Source organism: Pseudomonadota bacterium (assembly GCA_008501635.1).
Lineage (GTDB): Bacteria > Pseudomonadota > Gammaproteobacteria > QQUJ01 > QQUJ01 > QQUJ01.
This window is the reverse complement of the sequence record QQUJ01000018.1, coordinates 251733-273068: the sequence shown is the minus strand read 5'-3', so window position 1 is coordinate 273068 and position 21336 is coordinate 251733. Positions and strand designations below refer to the sequence as shown.

Genomic DNA, 21336 nt, shown 5'->3' with positions numbered 1-21336 from the left:
CGATCCGGCACATGCTCGGCTCATCGTTGGTGCTGACCCTGTTCGCCATAATCGGTACGACACTGGTCGCCGTAACCTACGACACCACCCGCGAGCAGATCATCGAAAATGAACGCATGGCGCTGCTGCGCAGTCTGCAGGCGCTGGTGCCCGCCACTCGCTATGACAACGATCCGCTGGCGGATACTCTGAGCATCGCGGCACCCGAGCAATTGGGAACTGCAGAAACCGTGACGGTCTATCGAGCACGCAACGCCGACACGCCTGTCGCTGTCATCTTCACTGCCGTGGCGCCCAATGGTTATGCCGGTCCAATTCGAATACTGATTGCCGTCAACTTCGACGGTGCACTGGCGGGCATTCGCATCATCAGCCACAAAGAGACACCGGGTCTGGGCGACCAGATCGAAGTGGAACGTTCAGATTGGGTACACAGTTTTATCGGGCGTTCGTTGGGCAATCCGCCCATGATGCAATGGAAAGTGAAAAAAGACGGCGGTGTCTTCGATCAGTTCACCGGCGCAACGATCACACCGCGGATCGTGGTCGATGCCGTGCGCAAGGCGCTGATCTACTTCAATGCGCATCGCGACGAGCTCTTCGCACCGGTCAAACCTCAGGAGGCGAAACATGGCTAACAGCGACTATGGCACGCTGGTTCGTGACGGCTTATGGCGCAACAACCCGGCCGTCGTTCAACTGCTGGGGCTCTGCCCACTGCTGGCGGTCAGCGGCACCATCGTCAACGGACTGGGACTGGGGATGGCCACAATGCTGGTGCTGATCGGTTCCAACGTTACTGTATCGTTGATCCGCAACCTGGTGCGCCCCGAGGTCCGCATTCCCGTGTTCGTAATGGTGATCGCCTCGTTCGTCACCGCTATCGAATTGGCGATGAACGCCTTCTTCTATGATCTCTACAAGATCCTTGGCATCTTCATCCCGCTGATCGTAACCAACTGCGTCATTATCGGTCGTGCCGAGGCCTTTGCTTCGAAAAATAACGTAGTTCGCTCCTTTGTCGATGCCTTTACCATGGGATTGGGTTTTACCCTCGGTTTGGTGCTGCTGGGCGGCATGCGTGAGCTTTTGGGCCAGGGCACGCTGCTGGCACAGGCGGCTCTCATGTTCGGGGAGCCTTTCAGGGGTGTTACGGTTACGGTGTTTGAGAACTACAAGGGCTTTCTGTTGGCCATGCTGCCACCCGGCGCCTTCATCGGTCTCGGATTTCTCATTGCGCTCAAGAACCTGATCGACCGGCGGCAAAAACGTCGTGTCGCGCAGCGTCCCGCGGCCGCAGTGGCAGCTGAACCCGTAACTTGAAGTGCCGGGTATCGAGTGGCTGGCTTGCGGCCCAGACCTGAACACCGCATCTGATGTCGCCCAAAAAACGCAAGGAACTTTTTTCCCGCCTGCGCGCTGCCAATCCAGCGCCACGCAGTGAACTGGAGTACTCCACACCCTTTGAGCTGCTGGTGGCTGTCATTCTCTCGGCGCAGGCGACAGACAAGAGCGTCAATCTCGCCACCCGCAGGCTGTTCGCCGCAGCGCGAACGCCGCAGGCAATCTACGCGCTGGGCGCGGATGAACTCAAAAAATACATCAGGACCATTGGTCTCTATAACAGCAAAGCGGCCAACATCATCACCATGTGCGGCCAGTTGCTGGAACGTCACAGCGGTCATGTACCCCACGACCGCAATGCGCTCGAACAGCTTGCGGGCGTTGGCCGTAAAACCGCCAACGTGATTCTCAATACCGCCTTCGGCGACCCCACCATTGCCGTCGACACCCACGTGTTCCGGGTAGCCAACCGTACGGGACTCGCCCCGGGAAAAACGGTGCTCGCGGTGGAGAAAAAGCTCCTCAAAGCGGTGCCGGCCGAATATCGGGTCGACGCGCACCATTGGCTGATCCTGCATGGACGCTACACTTGTATTGCACGCAAGCCCAGGTGCGCGCAGTGCATCATTGCGGATCTGTGTAGTTACAAGGACAAGACGATCTAGGAAACTGACGCATGTTGTTTGGCAACGATCGCGACCAATTGCGGGGGCTTTACTTCGAGGCCTGGCGCAAGTATGAATCAGGGCTCCCGCTGGAACCCCTGGAAAAACAGATCGCCGCCGTCATCCTGCAACACCCGGAGTACCAAATCTACCTTGAGGATTACGAAGGCGCTCTGGCGAAAGACTTCTTCCCCGAAATGGGCGAGACCAACCCGTTCCTGCACATGGGTTTGCATATCGCCATCCACGAACAACTCAGTACCAATCGGCCACTGGGTGTGATTGGGATACACCGGCAATTGCAGCTTCGCTACGGCAGCGCCCATGAGGCCGAACATCGGATGATCGAATGCCTCGCTGAGAGCCTGTGGGAAGCACAGCGCGACGGCAAGTCACCCGACGAGAACAGCTATATAGAACGGTTGAAAAAACTGGTTGAGTTACGCTGAGGCTACTTCTTCTTGCCGATCAGTTCGATGGGATAACCGTCGGGATCTTCGACGAATGCAATAACCGTAGTACCCGCATTCATGGGCCCTGCATCGCGAGTGATCTTACCGCCCTTGGCACGGATGGCCGCGCAAGCATCGTAGACATCATCCACCTCTAATGCGATATGCCCGTAACCGGTACCAAGCTCGTAGTGATCGACCCCCCAATTGAACGTCAGCTCGATTACCGCCTCGTCGCGTTCAGCGCCGTAGCCGACGAAAGCCAGGGTGAACTTGCCCTCCGGATAATCGTTACGTCGCAGCAGCTGCATCCCCAGCACCTCCGTGTAAAATCCGATTGATCGGTCGAGATCCCCTACTCGAAGCATGGTATGAAGAACACGCATGTCGTTTGCCTCCGTCGGGCGATTAAGTAATGAGACGGTATACATCGTTACTGTTTTTATCAAACCTTATCGCGGCGTCCACCTGAAATTCTCTGGCAGTTGCCGAACCAGTCTCTGCGCTGTTCCACCCAAAGAATCGAAGTGAATTTAGAACCTACCTCAAAATCCTCCGCGTGCTGTATTGAGCCCCAGGGGCGCACTGGGCAGGCCGTATGTGGTTCTGGCTGCAACACTACTAAGGTTTGGCCCTGTTCTGCCGATACCAGGTTCCACTGCTGACAGGGTGAAGTCAGTAATGCACAAGGGCGTTCCAGGCTCGGACGCTCAGTCCATCTCAATTCACAGACCAGCGCCATTGGACTAGAGACCATGCGTAACCTCGCCCAAGCCTGGAAAATCAATCCTCGCACCTGGCCAATCCTCCTGATTGCCGGGGCCGGGCTTGCAGGCTCCTGCGGGTTTGCTCTCGCAAACGGGCACGACAAGTTCTTGAGGATCGTCAAACCGCGGTGCGTCATGCGGTCGAGACGGCGCACGGTGTGATCGCTTATTTCCACCAGCAACAGGAGTCCGATCGAGTCGCCACCGCGGTCCACGAGATATCGGCATCGGTTCAGGTGGTGGCGCACAACGCTTCCAGCGCCGCAGAATCTGCTCAACACACCAATCTGCAGGAGCAGAACATTCAGCAAGTAGTGTCGAGCAATGCGGAGGTGATCCGCACGTTGGCTGGTAGAGTCAGTCAGGCCGCCGAGATGATCAACCAGCTACAGGCGGAGACTGAGGGCGCTGGCACGATTCTCGATGTAATCCACGGGACTGTAGTGATTACCGATGAAGTTCGCACCCTGGCACAGCACACGCAAGAGTCAACGGCAGAGATCCAGGAACTGATTGGGTGACGAATGGTGGGATCGCAGGTGTTGTCAATACTGGAGACTTTCTGCAAACTGATAGGCGTTAACTGACGGGGGCTACGTGCTAAGTACGACAGGTCGCTTCAATATGCGCTGGGCCCGGGCAGGGCTGATGGTTACCCTGTTGTCTGCACTGTTGCCGATATCCGCGGTTGCGGGCGACAAGCGCCCCTATATGTACCTGGATAAAAACGGTACGCACTGGTTCACCGACCGCCCGTTGCGCAAAGAATCCCTGGTTTATCTCGGCCGCTACGGGAGACCGACCGCTGAACGCTCCTGCCGCGGCGTCAACAATCGCATCCTGCGCGAACGCGCAGCCCGTCATCATGCGCTGATTCAGACACACTCCACTGCTGAGCGTGTCGACCCGGCGCTGGTCAAAGCTGTCATCGCGGTTGAGAGCTGCTTCGATCCCGATGCGATATCGCGTGTCGGGGCCAGCGGGTTGATGCAGCTCATGCCCACCACCGCCTCGGAATTGGGCGTGCGCAATATTTTCAATCCCGATGAGAATATTCGCGGCGGCGTGCAGTATCTGCGTAAAATGCTGGAGCGCTTCGACCACAATACCCGCCTCGCGTTGGCTGCCTACAATGCCGGCCCCTCCGCCGTGGAACGCTATCGCGGCATTCCACCCTACCGGGAGACGCGCAACTATGTGCGTAAGGTCCTGGCAGTCCTAAACGACTATCACTGATAGTCGTTCAACACTGCACAAGGCGATGCATCGCCGCGCGGTCCAACACTTCGATGCTCCTTGACTTCACCCTTATCAAGCCATCATCGCGCAATTTCGCCAACGCCCGGCTCAGTGTCTCGGGTGCCAGGCCCAGGTAGTTGGCGATATCCTCGCGCGTCATTACCAATGGAATCTCGTTGATATCGCCCAAGCGCTGGCGCATGCGTTCAAAGAGACTATTGATAAAGCGCATGACGCGCTGCTCGGCACGTAAACCTCGCACCAACATCAGGGCATGCTCCTCATTGCGAATCTCCTGCGCCATGATGCTCATCAATTCACGTTGCAGGCTCGGCAAGCGTATGCCCAACTCCGCGAGCTGTGCGTAGGGCAGCTCGCAGATCCAGGTATCCTCAAGCATCTCAGCGGCGCAGGGATGGAGGGTGCTGCCGATGGCGTCCATCCCGACCACCTCGCCCGTCAGATGAAACCCGGTAATCTGCGCTTCGCCCTCTTCTGTCAGCCCGTAAGTCTTGACCGATCCTGAGCGAATGGCGTATAGCGAACGAAACGCCTCGCCCTGGCGGTAGAGCATCGTGCCCTTGCGCTTGCGTTCGTGTCGTACTGCGATATCACTCAAGGCGCGAAGATCATCCGATTCCAACCTCGCAGGGAGACAGCGGCGGCGCACAGCGCAGTGATCGCAATCCAGCGTTGCAGCCACCGGACGCAGATGCAGATCCTCTCGACTCATACCGGTTTCGACCCCACGTGGTTTGTTGAACTACCGCTGCAACGCAATGTGCAGTTCCATCGCTTTCCGTGCGATCAAAATCGAATGCTGGTCAGCGCAGAGGACGGGGAAGGGATTCTACAGCCACTAAGGTAGCAGCCTTGAGGCAACTCAAAAACGGGTGGATTGTGGGGTTGGCCACTGGCATGGGGGATTGGACTCCCCCCGCCGTTGACCTTGCCCGCCAACGCGAGAACTATCGTGGTCGTTTCTTTGCGGCGATACGCATGCGCAGTGCGTTAAGTTTGATGAAACCTTCCGCGTCACCTTGGTGATAGGCGCCCGCGTCGTCCTCGAAGGTGGCGATGCTCTCATCGAAGAGGCTGTCTGATTCGGATTTGCGACCGACGACGCCGACATTGCCCTTATAGAGTTTGATGCGCACCACACCGTTCACACTCGCCTGTGAAGCGTCGATCATCTTTTGCATCATCTCGCGTTCAGGACTGAACCAGTAGCCGTTGTATATCAGACTTGCATAACGCGGCATCAACTCATCCTTGAGGTGGGCAACCTCACGATCCAGTGTCAACGATTCGATGGCGCGATGGGCACGCAGCATGATGGTGCCGCCGGGTGTTTCGTAGCAGCCGCGCGACTTCATGCCCACATAGCGATTCTCGACAATGTCGAGTCGACCGATGCCATTTTCCCCACCGATCTGGTTGAGCTTTGTAAGGACCTGAGCCGGGCTCATCGCCGCACCATCGATGGCCACTATGTCGCCCTGACGATAGGTGAGTTCGAGATAGATCGGCTTGTCCGGTGCCGCTTCGGGTGCGCGGGTCCAGCGCCACATCTCCTCTTCGGGTTCAGCCCAGGGATCCTCCAGCACGCCGCCTTCGTAGGAGATGTGCAGCAGATTGGCATCCATCGAGTAGGGTGACTTTTTACCCTTCTTGGCGTAATCGACCGCGATTCCGTGCTGTTCCGCGTACGCCATCAGCTTCTCGCGCGAAAGCAAATCCCATTCGCGCCAGGGCGCAATGATCCTGACATCGGGCTTGAGGGCGTAGGCCCCGAGTTCAAAACGAACCTGATCATTGCCTTTGCCCGTCGCACCATGGCTGATGGCATCGGCGCCGGTCTCGTTGGCAATCTCCACCAGGCGTTTGGCAATCAGCGGCCGGGCTATCGAGGTGCCGAGCAGGTACTCGCCCTCGTAGATCGCGTTGGCACGGAACATGGGATACACAAAATCGCCAACAAACTCCTCGCGCAGATCATCGATATAGATCTCCTTGACGCCCATGGCCTTGGCCTTGACACGTGCGGGTTCGAGCTCTTCGCCCTGGCCGATGTCGGCGGTAAAAGTCACCACCTCGCAACCGTAGACATCTTGCAGCCACTTGAGGATTACCGAGGTATCCAGACCCCCGGAATAGGCCAAAACCACCTTTTTAACGCCAGACATGGAAGTTGCTCCAAAACCGCGATGGGATTCAAAGTCGGACACCGCACAGCGATGACGCGCGCGCCAACAGGCGGGGAATTATACCCGAAATTTCTGACGAAAATGGGATCGCTGCAGCGCGCGGGGGATTTTGAGATGGGTTCTAGTTGATAACGCGCACACTGGCGCGTCGATTCAGTGTCCGCCCCGCGGAAGACCGATTGTCGGCCAGCGGTTTACGCTCTCCAAGGGCGCTGATCTGGATCTGGTCGCGCATCACGCCCTGGGCGATCAGGAAGTCGCGCACCGCCTCGGCGCGCCGCAGGGACAGCTTCTCGTTGTAGCGGGTGCTGCCCCGGGCATCGGCATGGGCTTCGATAATCACTTTTCGGCGTCTGACGTCACCACTACTCGCAAAACGGGCCAGCTCACGCAGAGCCTCGCGATCACTGTCGCCGATTCTGCTCTTGTTGGTGTCAAATCGCAGCGTACGGTTGCGAAGTGCGGCCACATCCACATTCAACAATTTCGACCGGCACTCCAGGAAGGTGTCGAGGGCATCACGAAAGCGGACACCGGAAAGCACCACCGAAACCCCACCACGCCCCGCGCCGGATTCGGCAAAGAAGATCGCCGGGTAAACCCCCTCTTCAAGTTCGGCAAGCAGCCATTCGGCACGGTGATCGTCGATCCGCAGGGTGCGCTGCCCCTGCGTCAACCTCGTCTCGCCCAATTCAACGATCGGAAAGCCCGGACGCCATTCGGGAGGAATCGCCCGCAACGCCACCGGGCCGGCCTGCTGAGGACGCAGGCTGCCCAGTTCGAAACGCAGCGGTGCATCGAGCGCCTGAACGAAACTCGCCTGACCGAACTGGGGGATGGGGTGCTCCATGCGGCACTGTATGCTGTCGGAACTGACCTGCCACTGCGATTCGATGGGCTCTGCACCATAGACCCGCTCACCCGCATTCACGGTGGTGGCAATCGCCATCCACAGTACCGGCAACAACAGTCCTCTGCGTATCCAGTGCTTCACCAAGTGATCCGTCCACCCTGATTCAGTCTGACCATTACATCGGCAGGGTGCAGGCGAATCTTAATAGTTTCCCGCTGGTGAGGATAAGGGGTGACCGAACACCCAGCAGTGGATTCAGCGTATTAGCTGCAAGCCTCTCCTGCAAAAAAGCGCTGTGCGATCCGCAGGAACTCCTGCGGTCGCTCGGCATGCACCCAATGTCCGGTTGCGGGCAGATGCACGATTTCGGCATTGGGGAAGAGACGAAAGATGCGCGGCTCGTGTTCACTGCGCAGATACGGCGAGTTGGCTCCGCCGAGCAAGAGCGTCGGCCCGTCATAGCAAATCCCAGCGTTGACGTCCGGAAAAGCGGTCAGTGCGGGCAGGGCCGCCCCGATGGCCGCGAGGTTGACGCGCCACTGGAACTGTCCTTCTCGATTTACCAGGTTGGTCAGCAAAAACTGCCGAACACCGGGCTCCGCCACCACGGCGCGCAGTGCCGCATCGACCTGGTCCCGGCGCCCGAGGAGGGAGAAATCGATCCCCCTCATAGCCGCAACCATGCCTTCGTAATCGTGGCGATAGCTGACCGGTGCGATGTCGACCACCATTAACCGTTTCACCCGTCGCGGATGGTGCAATGCGAACCACATGGCGGTCTTGCCGCCCATGCTGTGGCCGATGAGATGGACCCGCTCCAAACCTTCGCGATCCAACAGCGCCAGCAGATCGGCTGCCATCTCCGGATAGCCCATCGTCTCAGCGTGCGGGGACTCGCCATGATTGCGCTGGTCGACACACCACACCTGGTAGTTCTCGCTCAGCGATTGGGCGAGCGCTGACCAGTTGCGGCTGGAACCAAAAAGCCCGTGCGCAATGACGAGGGGCTCGCCGCTACCCGATACTCGTGTCGACAGTTCGACAGTTTCAATCATGCCCGTTGACCGAATCCAACGCTATGCAAGGGTTAGCGCCTGCCACGGGGTCGCCTCACTTCGTCGTCACCTGAGCACTGGCTTGGGCGAGATCGCGCACTTCACGTACCGCAACCGAGAGCATTGCAAGATCGGGACTGCCAGCGGTGTGCAAATCGGCCAGGATGCGCTGCCAGCGTCGCGTCGCCGCCTCGTTGTCCACCAGCCAGTTCTCGATCAGCAGATCGATCTTTTTGCTGCGCTTGGCTTGGCGCAGGATGCTCGCGACCAGTGCCCCCTGCTTGGTGGTGACATCATCGTGCAGCGCAGAGCAGGCCATTGCCTGCCAGTGGTTCGCGGTGCTGAGCGAGGCAATCTGATCGCGCAGCCAATGCAGACCCAGACGATCACCGAGATGGAAGTAAACATAGGCCACATCCTGGATGGAATATCCGCTCGTCTCGCTCACTTCCACGACATCGAGCGCGGCATAGAGCATGCGCAGCGACGCCAGTTGCCTGGCCAGCGACTCATCCGCACCCCCGGTCGTGTATTCAAGCGCCGCTTGCTCCAACTCCTCGCGATCGACGTCCACGACCACTCCCGGGAGCACCTGAGCAAGCGCCTGGGCACCGGCGGAAAAACGCGCCACCGTTTCATCGATCGCCAACGGCTGCCGCAAACGGCGCAGGAACCAGCGTGTCGCCTGCTCCACCAATTGACCGCACTCCAGAAACATCTGTATCACCAATGGTGCGGCAACACCACTTTGCTGAGCCTCGATCTGATTCCAAAGGTTTCGTACCGCGAACACCTCGCGCGCGGCCGTGTAGGAACGCGCAATATCGCCCGGCTCGGCACCCGTCTCCTCGCGCAGGCGGTGGATAAAGGTAATGCCGACGCGGTTGACCATACTGTTGGTCACCTGGGTGGTTATGATTTCGCGATGCAGCCGATGACTCATCATCTCCTCGGCGAACCGTTCACGCAGCGGTTGTGGAAAATAGTCGCGCAGCTCATGGACAAAGAAAGGATCATCGGCGATGTCGCTGGCCAACAGTTGCTGATAGAGCACGATAGCCGAGTAGGCAAGCAGTACCGAAATTTCCGGTCGCAACAGGCCCCGACCTTCCGTTTGCCGTTCCGCCAGGACCTCATCGTTGGGCAGGAACTCCAGGGCGCGATCGAGCAGTCCTTCGCGTTCGAGGGCATGCATGAAACGGCTCTGCTCGTCGAGCAACTGAAACGCCTGCACCTCGATCATGCTGATCGCCTGCGCGCGGTGGCGGTTATGTTCCAGTACATGATCGGACACCTCGTCGGCCATCCTGGCCATCAGCTGGTTGCGCTGTTTGAGGGTCATATCGCCGTTGGCCACCACGTTGTCGAGCAGGATCTTGATGTTGACCTCGTGGTCGGAACAGTCCACACCACCCGAATTGTCGACGAAATCGGTGTTGACCCGTCCCCCACGGGCAGCGTATTCGATGCGCCCCAGCTGCGTCAGACCCAGGTTGCCGCCTTCGCCGACGGCCGCACAACCCAGTTCACGTCCATCGACACGTATCGCATCATTGGCGCGATCGCCGACATCGGCATGGCTCTCATGGCTGGCCTTGACGAAGGTGCCGATGCCACCACTCCACAACAGATCCGAGGACATGCGCAGAATGGCGCGGATCAATTCGTTGGGTGCCAGCCGCGCCTCGCTGACATTGATCAAACGCTGTACTTCCGGACTGAGCAGGATGCTCTTGTCGCGCCTCGAGAAAATCCCACCACCTGGTGAGAGCACCGTACGGTCATAGTCCTCCCAGGTCGAGTGCGGCAGTTGGAACAGGCGCTCGCGCTCTTTGAAACTCGTCTCCGGATCGGGATCAGGATCGATAAAGATATGCAGATGATTGAAGGCAGCAACCAACTTGGTGTTGCGCGAGTAGAGCAGACCGTTGCCGAACACATCTCCAGCCATATCGCCGATGCCGACGACCGTGAAGGTTTGGTTGACCATATCGAGACCCATTTCGGCAAACTGGAGTTTCACCGATTCCCACGCGCCACGCGCCGTAATGCCCAGTTTTTTGTGGTCGTAGCCGGCCGAACCGCCCGAGGCAAACGCATCACCCAGCCAGAACCCGTACTCGCCCGCTACCTCATTGGCAAGATCGGAGAAGGTAGCCGTGCCCTTGTCCGCCGCCACCACCAGATAGGGATCATCATCATCGTGACGTACGACATCCTGCGGCGCTACCACCTTTCCGCCCACCAGGTTGTCGGTAACGTCGAGCAGGCCGCGGATGAAACTGCGGTAGCAGAACTTCACCTCCTCCTGCAGCGCCTCGCGCCCACCTTCCACCGGCGGCTGTTTGACCACAAAACCGCCCTTGGCCCCAACCGGAACGATCACCGCATTCTTCACCAATTGGCTTTTTAGCAAACCGAGGACCTCGGTGCGGAAATCTTCGCGTCGGTCCGACCAGCGCAAGCCGCCGCGCGCCACCTTGCCGCCGCGCAGATGCACACCTTCGGTTCGCGGTGAGTAGACAAAGATCTCGTAAGCCGGCTTGGGCGCCGGCATGTCGGGTATTTCTTTGGGACTGAATTTGAACGAGATATAGGACTTGGGAACGCCCTTGCGCAGATGTTGGTAGTAGTTGGTGCGCAGGGTCGCCTGCATTGCCGCGAGCACGCGTCGTAGAATGCGATCCTCATCGAGACTGCTCACCGAATCAATCGCGGTGTTGATCTGCTCGATCAGCTTATTGGCACGCTCCTCCGCCCCCTTGCGCTTGTGCGGATCGAAGCGCACATGAAACAACTGTACCAGCCGCCGCGCGATACCGGCATTCGCTTCGAGGGTTGCCGCGATATAGCTCTCACTGAAATTCGCGCTGACCTGCCGCAGGTAGCGCGTGTAGGCACGCAGCAGCGTGGATTCGCGCCAGTCGAGTTGGGCGCTCAGCACCAGGCGATTGAAAGCATCGTTCTCCACATCTCCCAGCCACACCCGAGCGAAGGCATCCTGGAAAATGCCTTTGATCTCCTCGGCGGCAAACTCCAGCTCGGCGGCATGCTGGAGGCCGAAGTTGTGTATCCATACCGCACCCTCGCCTTCCGGCTGTACCTGGTAGGGGTGCTCGAACACAACCTCAACCCCCATGTTTTCCAGCATCGGAAGCGTCTTGGAGAGGAAGATCGGCTCACCGCGTCGATAGAGCTTGAAGCGCAACGCTCCACTGGGAGCTTCCAGCGGTCGATAGAGCAACATCTCCAGGCTCTTCTCGTCATCGAGTCGTTCGATATGCTCGATATCGTAGACTGCGGTTCGCGACGTGAAGTACTCGCGATACCCCGCCGGAAAGGCCATGCGATACTTCTGATGCAGTCGATTCCCTTTTTCCTCGCCGTAATGCTCGATGAGTGTGCGAAATAGCATATCCTGCCAACTGCGGGTGGCTTCGACGAGATCGGCTTCCAGCTCTGCCACATCGAATTCGGGGATCTGCCCCGGCGCGGTGCGCACGATAAAGTGCACGCGCGCCAACATCAAGTCGGAGATCTGCACGGTAAACTCGATATCGGTGCCGCCGAGGGCGCGCTTCAGGATTTCGCCCATGCGCACTCGCAACTCGGTGTTGTAGCTGTCGCGCGGCACATAGACGAGACACGAGACGAAGCGCCCGAAGGGATCGCGACGCACAAACAAGCGCACCCGTTGGCGCTCCTGCAGATTGAGAATACCCATGCAGGTTTCGAACAACTCATCCTCGGGGGTCTGGATCAACTCGTCGCGCGGATACCCCTCAAGAATATGCATCAGGGTCTTGCCATCATGGCTGTCCGGTGGACTACCGGATTTCTTGAGCACCGTCTCAACCTTGTGGCGCAGCACCGGAATGCGGCGCGGAGACTGACTGTAGGCCGACGAAGTGTAGAGACCGAGGAAGCGGTGTTCTCCAATCACTTTGCCCTTGGCACCGAACCGCTTGATGCCGATGTAATCCATGTTGGCGGAGCGGTGAACAAGCGAGCGCGAGTTACTCTTGGTAAGAATCAGAAGTATCGGCTCACGAGCCAGCTTCTGCAGCTCCGGCGGCAATACCGCAAAACTGCGTGAAGCGCCCGACTGCGAAGCACGCAATATCCCGATTCCCGAACTGCCGACACCCTTGAGCGCATCTTCGCCCTTACCTCGAATCAGGTCGTAAGCGCGGTAACCGAGATACGTAAAGTGTTCATCGATCGCCCAGCGCAAGAACGCTTTGTCCTCTTCAACCGCGTCGGCATCGAGGGGCGGCGGGTTGCTTTCCAGCTCGTCGACGATCTCGGCCATTTTTGCCCGCATGGTATGCTGATCTTCGACGGCTGCACGCACCTCCATCAGCACCCTGCCCAGCTCTTTACGCACCGTTTTAAGCACGGCACGATCGGTCTGTCGATCGATCTCGAAGTGCATGATGGATTCGCGGACCGCATTTTCGTCGTCGCTGCCGACGACTGCGAGCAGGTGACCCGCCCTGTCGCGGCGAACCGAGATCACGGGATGAATGATCAGATGTATGGTCAGCCCATGACGCGCCAGCTCCATGCTGACCGAGTCGACCAGAAACGGCATGTCCTCGAGGACCAGCTCGACGATGGTATGGGTCGACTCCCAACCGTGCTCCTCGAAATCTGGATTGTAGACGTTGATGAGATGGGAACCCGATGCGCGTCGCTGCAGCTGATTCCACTGTGCGATGGCAGCACCATAAAGATCCTGATCACGCCACAACCGGAGATCTTCGGGTGGCGTCTTCGCATAGTAGTGGGCCAGAAACGCCGCGATCTGTGCGGCCTGCTCACCCTTGAAGCGTTTGCGTACCAGTTCAACAACGCGCTCGAGGGTTTCCTGCTTTTCTTGCTTGGGATTGTGCACACCATACTCCTGTTAAGCGGTGAATTCGGTGTTCATGCAAACGATTACCTCGCGATCGTCACAGCAGCAACCGCCGGATGTCACCCAGCAACGTGGCGAGAAACGCACTGAATCGCGCTGCGGCGGCACCGTCGATGACCCTGTGATCATAAGAGAGCGACAACGGCAGCTGCAGCCTGGGTACGAACTCGCCACCCCGCCAGCTCGGCTTGAGCGCAGCGCGCGAGGCACCAAGGATGGCCACTTCCGGCACATTGACGATGGGCGTGAACGCGACGCCACCGATACCACCCGGACTGGAAACGGTAAACGTCGCTCCCTGCATCTCCATGGGTGAAAGCTTGCCGACGCGCGCCTTGTCACTGATTCCGGCAAGCTCCTCGGTCAATGTCCACAGACCTTTTTGATCGACATCCCGCAACACCGGCATCACCAATCCGTTGGGCGTATCGACGGTGATGCCGAGATGGCAGTAGCGTTTCAAAATGAGCCGCGCGCCGCCCGGATCGCGCGAGGCGGTGAAACTCTCGTACCGCTTCAGGGCTGCCACCGCCGCTTTCATCAGGAATGAAAGCAGCGGCAGGTAACCGCCCAGTTTCTCACGAGACTGTTGGAGGTGCTGAATCTCAGGGCTGTCTGCGGGTGGCTTGTAGAACGGCACTGCGCCGGTCTGGTCATCGGTGACCGGGATCCTGAAGCGATCGCGGAAATGCCGCAACGACTCGTCGTCGAGTTTCTTCTGCTGGTGGGTGATGTTCTGTCCCTCGCCCGCCTCACCCATGCCGTAACCCTTCACCGTTTTGGCGAGGATGACCGTTGGCTGCCCGGTGTGCTTGACCGCGGCGGCGTAGGCCGCATAGATCTCGTTGGGATCATGGCCTCCGCGATTGAGACGCCAGATATCCTCATCGGTGAGATTGGCCACCATCTCCCTGAGTTCGGGGAATTTGCCAAAGAAATGCTCGCGTGTGTACTTGCCGCCTTTGGCCCTGAATTTCTGATATTCGCCATCGACCGCTTCCTCCATACGCCGGCGCAGCAGTCCTTTGGTATCGCGCGCCAGAAGCGGATCCCAATACGAGCCCCAGATCACTTTGATGGCATTCCATCCAGCGCCGCGAAAATCGGATTCCAGCTGCTGGATGATCTTGCCGGTACCGCGCACCGGACCGTCCAGGCGCTGGGGGTTGCAGTTGATGACAAAGATGAGATTGTCGAGCCCTTCGCGCCCCGCCAAAGCAATCGCTCCCAGCGACTCCGGTTCATCCATCTCGCCATCGCCCATGAACGCCCAGACCTTGTGGTTGGACGCTTCGATGATTCCACGATGTTCCAGGTATTTCATGAAACGTGCCTGATAGATCGCCGTCAGCGGCCCGAGACCCATGGAGACCGTGGAAAACTGCCAGAAATCGGGCATCAGCCAGGGGTGTGGATAGGATGAGAGACCGCCGCCCGCTACCTCTTGGCGGAAACGCTCCAGCTGCGTCTCGTCGATGCGCCCCTCCAGATAGGCACGGGCGTAGATGCCCGGCGCGGAATGGCCCTGGATAAAAACCAGATCACCTGCCTGCTCGGCATTCGGGGCGCGGAAGAAATGATTGAATCCCACATCGTAGAGGGTTGCGGCCGAGGCAAAGCTGGCGATATGTCCACCCAGTTCGCTGCTCTTGCGGTTGGCGCGCACCACCTTGGCGGTTGCATTCCAACGGATGATGGAGCGGATGCGTCGTTCCAGTTCCCTATCGCCCGGATTGCGCTCCTCCTGGTTCGTAGGAATGGTGTTGATGCAGGCGGTGCGCGCGCTGCAGGGAAGATAGGCGCCCGAGCGCCGTGCCTTGTCGATCAGTTGTTCCAGCAGATAGTGCGCCCGCTCCGTTCCCTCGCGTTCCAGTACAGCCTCGAGGGCATTCTGCCACTCGCGGGTTTCCTGGGGATCTACGTCGGGATGGACTGCCATGAACCACCTCTCGGATGCCAGCGATCGATGCGTTGCGGCGCGTACTGGGCGCGGACCACACCGCAACGCAACTAACACGATCTACGGTTCCCCAGTATCATCCATCGTCCAACGGGATCCGCGCATACACTTGAACGCGACGAGCGAGATCGATTGTTCGAACAGCGCCCGGCACCTTTCCAGTCCAGTATAGTCAAGGCCGTCGAGATGCACTGCAGCTTCAGTGCAACTGCCGTATGATCCGCAGTTGCTGCGCGATTTCGTCACTCAAGGGTAATAAGGCATGAAACCAATCCGCATCCGCCAATCCGCTCGACTACCCAGCGAACGCACCCTCGATCGGTACGCGACCGTGGTGCTGGCGTTACCGCCCGATCTGAACGCCGTACGGAAACAGGAATTGCCGTATGGGGCAGAGATGCTGCGACGAATCAAACAGCGCGCATCCGACTTCGCCAACGGCTCGATCGTCGTGTTCGACCTGTCCAACAACCGTGCGACCCGCGTCGTTGCACTCGCGGTCGCCGACGAGTCGGATACCTATATGCTGCTGACCGCAGCGCGCAAGGCTGTGGCCGAATCAGCGCAAAATACAGTCGCGGCCCTGCCGGTCATGGTTTGCCTCGAAGACGAACGACTCAACGAGCGCGTCGCGGAGGCGCTGGTCGCAGCGTCACTGGCAGGCTGCGTCGATCTTCCCCATTTCAAGAGCAAAGCCAAGGCGCCGCAAAAACTACAGACCATCGCGCTCTTCAACATCAAAACACGCATCGCCGGCAATCGACTGCTCGCCGAGGCAGCGGGCAACGAGTTGGCACGGCGGCTGACGCTGATGCCTGGCAACACATTGACACCGGCGCTCTATCGCAAGGAGGTTACCCGACTCGCCCGACAACACGGCTGGCAGATGACGTTTTACGACATTGGACAACTCAAGCGGCGTAAAGCAGGGGCCTTTCTCGCGGTCGTGCAGGGCAGCGAAGAGCGTGATGCCGGCATCGTAAAACTGCGTTACCGCCCCGCCAAGCCGAAAGGGAAACCGATCGCCCTGGTGGGCAAGGGACTCTGTTTCGATACCGGGGGCGTGAACCTCAAACCGGCGCGCGGCATGTTCAACATGCACGAAGACATGGAGGGCAGTGCGGTAGCGTTGGGTACGCTGCTGGCACTCACACAGCTGCGTGTCGGATTTCCCATCGACTGCTGGCTGGCGCTGGCACAGAACCATATCGGGCCCCGCGCCTACAAACCCAACGACGTCGTCACGGCCAGCAACGGTACGACCATCGAGGTGGTGCACACCGATGCCGAGGGCCGTATGGTGCTCGCCGATACCCTGGCCATTGCCAGCAAGGAAAAACCACGACTGATCATCGACTATGCGACGCTCACCGGTGCCTGTATCCACGCCCTGGGCACCCGTTACAGCGGCATCGTCACCAATCGCGACGACTACCATGCTCCATTGATCGAGGCGGGACGTCACAGTGGTGAAAGAGTCTGGACCTTTCCCAACGACAAGGATTTCGACGATGCGCTGGAGAGCACCATCGCCGACATCAAGCAGTGCACGCTGGAGGGCGAGGCGGATCACATCCTCGCCGCACGTTTCCTGCAGCGCTTTATCGATGCGGCGATCCCCTGGGTACATATCGATCTTGGCGCCGGTCGCAACCGCGGCGGCCTCGGCCACATCCCCACCGATGTAACCGGTTTTGGCGTGCGGTACACGCTGGAACTGTTACTGGGTCGTCACCTGGAAAAGACGGCGTGAACAGCGTCGGATAGAATGGCGCTACTCCCAGCTACAGAACCGCCGCGTTGACGAGGCTCGAAGTGATAGACTCCCTGACCCTCACCCGCCCCGACGATTGGCACCTGCATGTGCGCGACGGCGCGGCGCTGACCACCGTCGTACCGCATACCGCAAGGGTGTTCGGTCGCGCGATCATCATGCCCAACCTGCGCCCGCCCGTGACGACCGTCGAGCAGGCGCTCGCCTACCGGCAACGTATCCTCGCCGCGGTGCCCGCAGGCAACGGCTTCGAGCCGTTGATGACACTCTATCTGACCGATCACGCCGACCCGCAGGAGATCCGCAAGGCGCGCGAATCCGGGCAGGTTCACGCCGCCAAACTCTACCCGGCCGGCGCGACCACGCATTCCGCTTCGGGTGTCACTGCCATTGAGAACATCCTCCCGGCGCTCGAAGCGATGGAGCATCACGATCTGCCGCTGCTGGTGCATGGCGAGGTGACCGATCCGAAGGTCGATGTCTTCGATCGCGAAGCGGTCTTTATCGAACGACAGCTGGCACCGCTGATCGAACGGTTTCAGGGTTTGCGCGTGGTGCTCGAACATGTCACCACCCGCCAGGGCATCGAGTTCGTCCAGCAGGCACCGGCGCGCGTCGCGGCCACGCTGACCGCCCATCACCTGCTCTACAATCGCAATGCACTTTTCCACGGCGGTATCCGCCCGCACCTGTTCTGCCTGCCCGTCCTCAAACGTGAGGAGCATCGCCAGGCACTGCTCGCCGCCGCAACCAGTGGCAATCCGAAGTTTTTTCTCGGAACCGACAGTGCGCCGCATGCCCGCAAGGGCAAGGAAACGGCCTGTGGCTGTGCGGGCATCTACACCGCCCACGGCGCCCTTGAACTTTATGCCGAGGCCTTCGAGCAGGCGGGAGCTCTGAACCGGTTGGAAGGCTTTGCCGCATTCCACGGCGCCGACTTCTACGGCCTGGAGCGCAACAGTGACAAAGTCACCCTGGAGCGCCGGGCCTACCCCGTCGCGGAAAGTTACCCCTACCCCGATGGGGGGTTGATCCCGCTGCGGGCGGGCGAGACGATCGTCTGGAGCGTAATGACGGCGTAAGCCCTATTCCTTACAGGCTTAATCAGGATTGTGTTAGAGTCCTAGCCTTGGAGCAACTGTCTACCCAAGCGAAAGACGCGGGAGTCGATGTCAATCACCAACAGAGCACCTATTGCCTCACGGTTTCGGAGCTTCCTCCCGGTCGTGGTGGACGTTGAAACCGCCGGACTCAATCCTCAGACCGACGCTCTGCTGGAGATCGCCGCCGTTATCCTCGACATGGATGATCAAGGCTACCTGCGGCCGGGTCCTGCCTACGCGTCGCATATCCTGCCCTTCCCGGGCGCACATCTCAGCGAGGAGTCGCTGGCGTTCAACGGTATCGATCCCTATCACCCGTTCCGGGAAGCGTTGCCGGAACAGGAGGCACTGAAAGACATCTTCCGGCCGGTGCGCCGCGCAGTAAGCAGGGCCAACTGTTCGCGGGCCATTCTGGTCGGACATAACCCGCTTTTCGATCTCGCCTTTCTCAACGCCGCTGTAGAACGGGCTGAGATCAAGCGCAATCCCTTCCACCCCTTCAGCAGCTTCGACACGGCAACGCTGGGAGGACTGGTATACGGACAGACGGTGCTGTCGCGAGTGGTGCAGGCCGCGGGTATGGATTGGGACAACAATCAGGCGCATTCCGCCATCTATGACGCCAAGCGCACAGCCGAGCTTTTTTGCCTGATCGTCAATCGCTGGAAGGATCTCGAAGACTCGGCGGAAGAGTCGAGGCCGGCTGCCTTCGGGTAAAGGCTGCCGACCCCGATCCGCACTGTCAGACCACTCTCAAGCGGCGCTGCCTGCGACTGCCTCCTTGACCAACTTCTGCAGATCACCCTTCTGGTGGAGCTCAAGGGTGATATCGCAACCACCCATCAGTTCGCCATTGATGTAGAGCTGCGGAAAGGTGGGCCAATCGGCATAGCGCGGAAGATTCTCGAAGATCTCCGGATCTTCCAACACGTTGACGTAAAAGAAATCTTCGCCGCAGGCCGCCAGTGCTTGGGATGCGCGGCTGGAGTAACCGCACATGGGAAACTGGGGGGTGCCTTTCATGTAGAGAACGACGGGATTTCCCTCCACCTGTTGACGGATGCGATCAAGTACGTCCATTCGGTTACCTCATTCAGATTGCTACGGGGGAGAAATTTCGCTGACCAGTGAACACTGTAGTTTCAATAGACTCAGTCTAACTGAAAATGATTCTCGATGGCAGCCCATCAGTTGGCCACTGTGTCGACGTTACGCTGCAACCATAGCTCCAACAACGCCAAATGCCAGAGTTTACTGCCCAAAATACGGGTGTGATGGGATTCGGGCTCGGCGAGCAGCTTCTCAACGTAGTTGCGCCGAAAAAGTCCGCGCTGCCGGCACGCCGTGGAATTGAGGATTTCACGCATGAAGGCGAGAAACTCACCGCGCACGAATTTGAGGGCCGGTACCGGAAAATAACCCTTTGGTCGGTCGATCACGGCATCGGGCAGCAACCCGCGCGCGATGGCTTTGAGCGGATACTTGCCGCCAGCGCGCAGTTTGAGCTCGGGAGGCATCTGCATCGCCAGTGCGACCAGCTCATGATCAAGGAACGGCACCCGTGCCTCCAGGCCCCAGGCCATGGTCATGTTATCGACACGCTTGACCGGGTCATCGACGATCAGCGTAGTAACATCGAGGCGCAGCACGGCATCGATGAAGGTCTCTGCACCCTCTTCGCTGAGCAATTCGGCGATGCGCATCGCGGTATGATCAGCACCGTGGAAGGGTCGGGCCACGGTGGCGAGAAACTCGTCATGGTCGCGATCGAAATAGTGCTTGCGAAACCGATCCACCGGCGCGCCCTCGGTCTCAGCCGCCATGCGCGGGTACCAGAAGTAGCCGCCAAAGACCTCGTCAGCCCCCTGACCGCTCTGCACCACCTTCACCTCACGTGATACCCGCTCTGCCAGCAGATAGAAGGCAACGGCGTCCTGACCCACCATCGGCTCGGCCATCTGATCCACCGCCTCGGGCAGCCGATCGAGCACGCTATCGTTGGGGATCAGAAACTTGTGGTGTCGCGTGTGGAAACGCTCCACCACCTGATCGGAATACTCGAATTCGCTGCCCTTCTCCTCGGGTTGATCCTCAAATCCAACGGAGAAGGTCAGCAGGTCCTCCACCCCCGCTTCCGCGAGCAACCCCACCAGCAGGCTCGAATCGAGACCGCCCGACAACAGCACCCCAACCGGCACATCGGCGATGCGCAGGCGCCGATCCACAGCACGCTTGAGCGCCTCGTGGACATCGTCGATCCACTGCTGTTCGTCGCGCGCCTCCCTGGGGCGAGCGGCATGCAGCCGCCAGTAGACCCGCTCTTGAACCTTGCCGTCGCGAGTCACCGTAAGCGTGGTTCCCGGCGCCACCTTGCGCACACCCTTGAGGATCGTGTGCGGCGCGGGAATCACCGCATGCAGGGTCAGTTGGTGATGCAGGCCAACGGGATCGATTCCCGCATCGATCCCACCGGCTGCCAGCAAGGACTGGGTGTTCGAGGCAAAACGCAACCAGCGCCCCGACCGCGCGTAGTAAAGGGGTTTGATGCCCATGCGGTCACGCGCCAGAAAAAGCCGCTGGTTGTGCAGATCCCAGATACCAAAAGCGAACATGCCGAGAAAGCGTTCAACACAGCGCTCTCCCCAGGCGTGGTAGGCCTTGACGATCACCTCACTGTCGCCGTGAGAGAAGAAGTGATAGCCCAGATCGATCAACTCGTGACGTAACTCGGGATAGTTGTAGATCGTGCCATTGAAGACCAGCACCAGACCCAGATCGCTATCGACCAGCGGTTGGTTGGATCTCTCGGAGAGATCGATGATGGCGAGGCGTCGATGCCCCAACGCCACCGGTCCATCGGTATAGCACCCTTCATGATCGGGTCCGCGCCGTTTCAGCGGCTCCAGCATGCGCCCGAGGGCAGCCAGATCACCTCTGGCACTGTCAAAGCGCAGCTCACCACAGATCCCGCACATAACCACCTCGGACAGGTCAACATC

Annotated in this window: 18 protein-coding genes; 9 read left to right on the top strand and 9 right to left on the bottom strand. The window is 59.3% G+C overall.

Translation table 11 applies throughout. The annotated features are described in order from the left end of the window. Nucleotides 1-11 precede the first annotated feature (11 nt). From DWQ09_11305 to DWQ09_11290, 4 genes are read left to right on the top strand one after another with little or no spacing between them, the layout of a single operon-like run. The gene (locus tag DWQ09_11305) at nucleotides 12-638 is read left to right on the top strand and encodes an electron transport complex subunit RsxG (GenBank protein KAA3628012.1); all 627 of its coding nucleotides are present in this window, start codon (nucleotides 12-14) and stop codon (nucleotides 636-638) included. Then, entirely contained in the window at nucleotides 631-1323 is a 693-nt protein-coding gene (locus DWQ09_11300) for an electron transport complex subunit E (GenBank protein KAA3627745.1), read from the top strand. The genes DWQ09_11305 and DWQ09_11300 overlap by 8 nt, the downstream gene beginning before the upstream one ends. A gap of 53 nt (nucleotides 1324-1376) precedes the next feature. After that, nucleotides 1377-2009 (top strand): endonuclease III, encoded by a 633-nt coding sequence (nth, locus tag DWQ09_11295; protein KAA3627744.1) that lies wholly within the window; start codon nucleotides 1377-1379, stop codon nucleotides 2007-2009. Between the two features lie 14 nt (nucleotides 2010-2023). Next, on the top strand, nucleotides 2024-2458 hold the full coding sequence (locus DWQ09_11290; GenBank protein ID KAA3628011.1) for a DUF1841 family protein: 435 nt from the start codon (nucleotides 2024-2026) through the stop codon (nucleotides 2456-2458). A 2-nt stretch (nucleotides 2459-2460) separates the two neighbouring features. On the opposite strand, the gene gloA is transcribed toward DWQ09_11290, so the two are convergent. Beyond that, a complete protein-coding gene (gloA, locus tag DWQ09_11285; protein KAA3627743.1) occupies nucleotides 2461-2847 on the bottom strand; it encodes a lactoylglutathione lyase in 387 nt (128 codons plus the stop codon). 509 nt (nucleotides 2848-3356) lie between these two features. Here gloA and DWQ09_11280 point away from each other — a divergent pair. Next, nucleotides 3357-3749, top strand: coding sequence for a hypothetical protein (locus DWQ09_11280; GenBank protein ID KAA3627742.1), 393 nt, complete (start codon nucleotides 3357-3359; stop codon nucleotides 3747-3749). Nucleotides 3750-3852: 103 nt separating this feature from the next. Beyond that, a complete protein-coding gene (locus tag DWQ09_11275; GenBank protein KAA3627741.1) occupies nucleotides 3853-4464 on the top strand; it encodes a lytic transglycosylase domain-containing protein in 612 nt (203 codons plus the stop codon). Between the two features lie 7 nt (nucleotides 4465-4471). On the opposite strand, the gene DWQ09_11270 is transcribed toward DWQ09_11275, so the two are convergent. The 6 genes from DWQ09_11270 to DWQ09_11245 all read right to left on the bottom strand — a co-directional run bounded on the left by DWQ09_11270 (nucleotide 4472) and on the right by DWQ09_11245 (nucleotide 15439). Beyond that, on the bottom strand, nucleotides 4472-5200 hold the full coding sequence (locus DWQ09_11270; protein KAA3627740.1) for a transcriptional regulator FNR: 729 nt from the start codon (nucleotides 5198-5200) through the stop codon (nucleotides 4472-4474). Between the two features lie 235 nt (nucleotides 5201-5435). After that, the gene (locus DWQ09_11265) at nucleotides 5436-6653 is read right to left on the bottom strand and encodes an argininosuccinate synthase (GenBank protein KAA3627739.1); all 1218 of its coding nucleotides are present in this window, start codon (nucleotides 6651-6653) and stop codon (nucleotides 5436-5438) included. A gap of 142 nt (nucleotides 6654-6795) precedes the next feature. Next, nucleotides 6796-7623: an OmpA family protein gene (locus tag DWQ09_11260; GenBank protein ID KAA3627738.1), complete on the bottom strand. Its 828-nt coding sequence runs from the start codon at nucleotides 7621-7623 to the stop codon at nucleotides 6796-6798. A 167-nt stretch (nucleotides 7624-7790) separates the two neighbouring features. Further along, nucleotides 7791-8582, bottom strand: coding sequence for an alpha/beta fold hydrolase (locus tag DWQ09_11255; protein ID KAA3627737.1), 792 nt, complete (start codon nucleotides 8580-8582; stop codon nucleotides 7791-7793). A 55-nt stretch (nucleotides 8583-8637) separates the two neighbouring features. Further along, complete coding sequence (locus DWQ09_11250) at nucleotides 8638-13479, bottom strand: NAD-glutamate dehydrogenase (GenBank protein KAA3627736.1); 4842 nt, start codon at nucleotides 13477-13479, stop codon at nucleotides 8638-8640. 58 nt (nucleotides 13480-13537) lie between these two features. After that, a complete protein-coding gene (locus tag DWQ09_11245) occupies nucleotides 13538-15439 on the bottom strand; it encodes a hypothetical protein (protein ID KAA3627735.1) in 1902 nt (633 codons plus the stop codon). A gap of 418 nt (nucleotides 15440-15857) precedes the next feature. Here DWQ09_11245 and DWQ09_11240 point away from each other — a divergent pair, with 418 nt between their 5' ends. The 3 genes from DWQ09_11240 to DWQ09_11230 all read left to right on the top strand — a co-directional run bounded on the left by DWQ09_11240 (nucleotide 15858) and on the right by DWQ09_11230 (nucleotide 19054). Then, a complete protein-coding gene (locus DWQ09_11240; GenBank protein KAA3628010.1) occupies nucleotides 15858-17213 on the top strand; it encodes a leucyl aminopeptidase family protein in 1356 nt (451 codons plus the stop codon). A 62-nt stretch (nucleotides 17214-17275) separates the two neighbouring features. Beyond that, entirely contained in the window at nucleotides 17276-18316 is a 1041-nt protein-coding gene (locus DWQ09_11235) for a dihydroorotase (GenBank protein ID KAA3628009.1), read from the top strand. An 87-nt stretch (nucleotides 18317-18403) separates the two neighbouring features. Continuing rightward, nucleotides 18404-19054, top strand: a complete 651-nt coding sequence (locus DWQ09_11230) for a ribonuclease T (GenBank protein KAA3627734.1) — start codon at nucleotides 18404-18406, stop codon at nucleotides 19052-19054. Nucleotides 19055-19090: 36 nt separating this feature from the next. On the opposite strand, the gene grxD is transcribed toward DWQ09_11230, so the two are convergent. Both grxD and DWQ09_11220 read right to left on the bottom strand, forming a co-directional pair. Beyond that, nucleotides 19091-19417: a Grx4 family monothiol glutaredoxin gene (gene grxD, locus DWQ09_11225; protein KAA3627733.1), complete on the bottom strand. Its 327-nt coding sequence runs from the start codon at nucleotides 19415-19417 to the stop codon at nucleotides 19091-19093. Nucleotides 19418-19524: 107 nt separating this feature from the next. After that, nucleotides 19525-21312, bottom strand: a complete 1788-nt coding sequence (locus DWQ09_11220; protein KAA3627732.1) for an N-acetylglutaminylglutamine amidotransferase — start codon at nucleotides 21310-21312, stop codon at nucleotides 19525-19527. Nucleotides 21313-21336 lie beyond the last annotated feature (24 nt).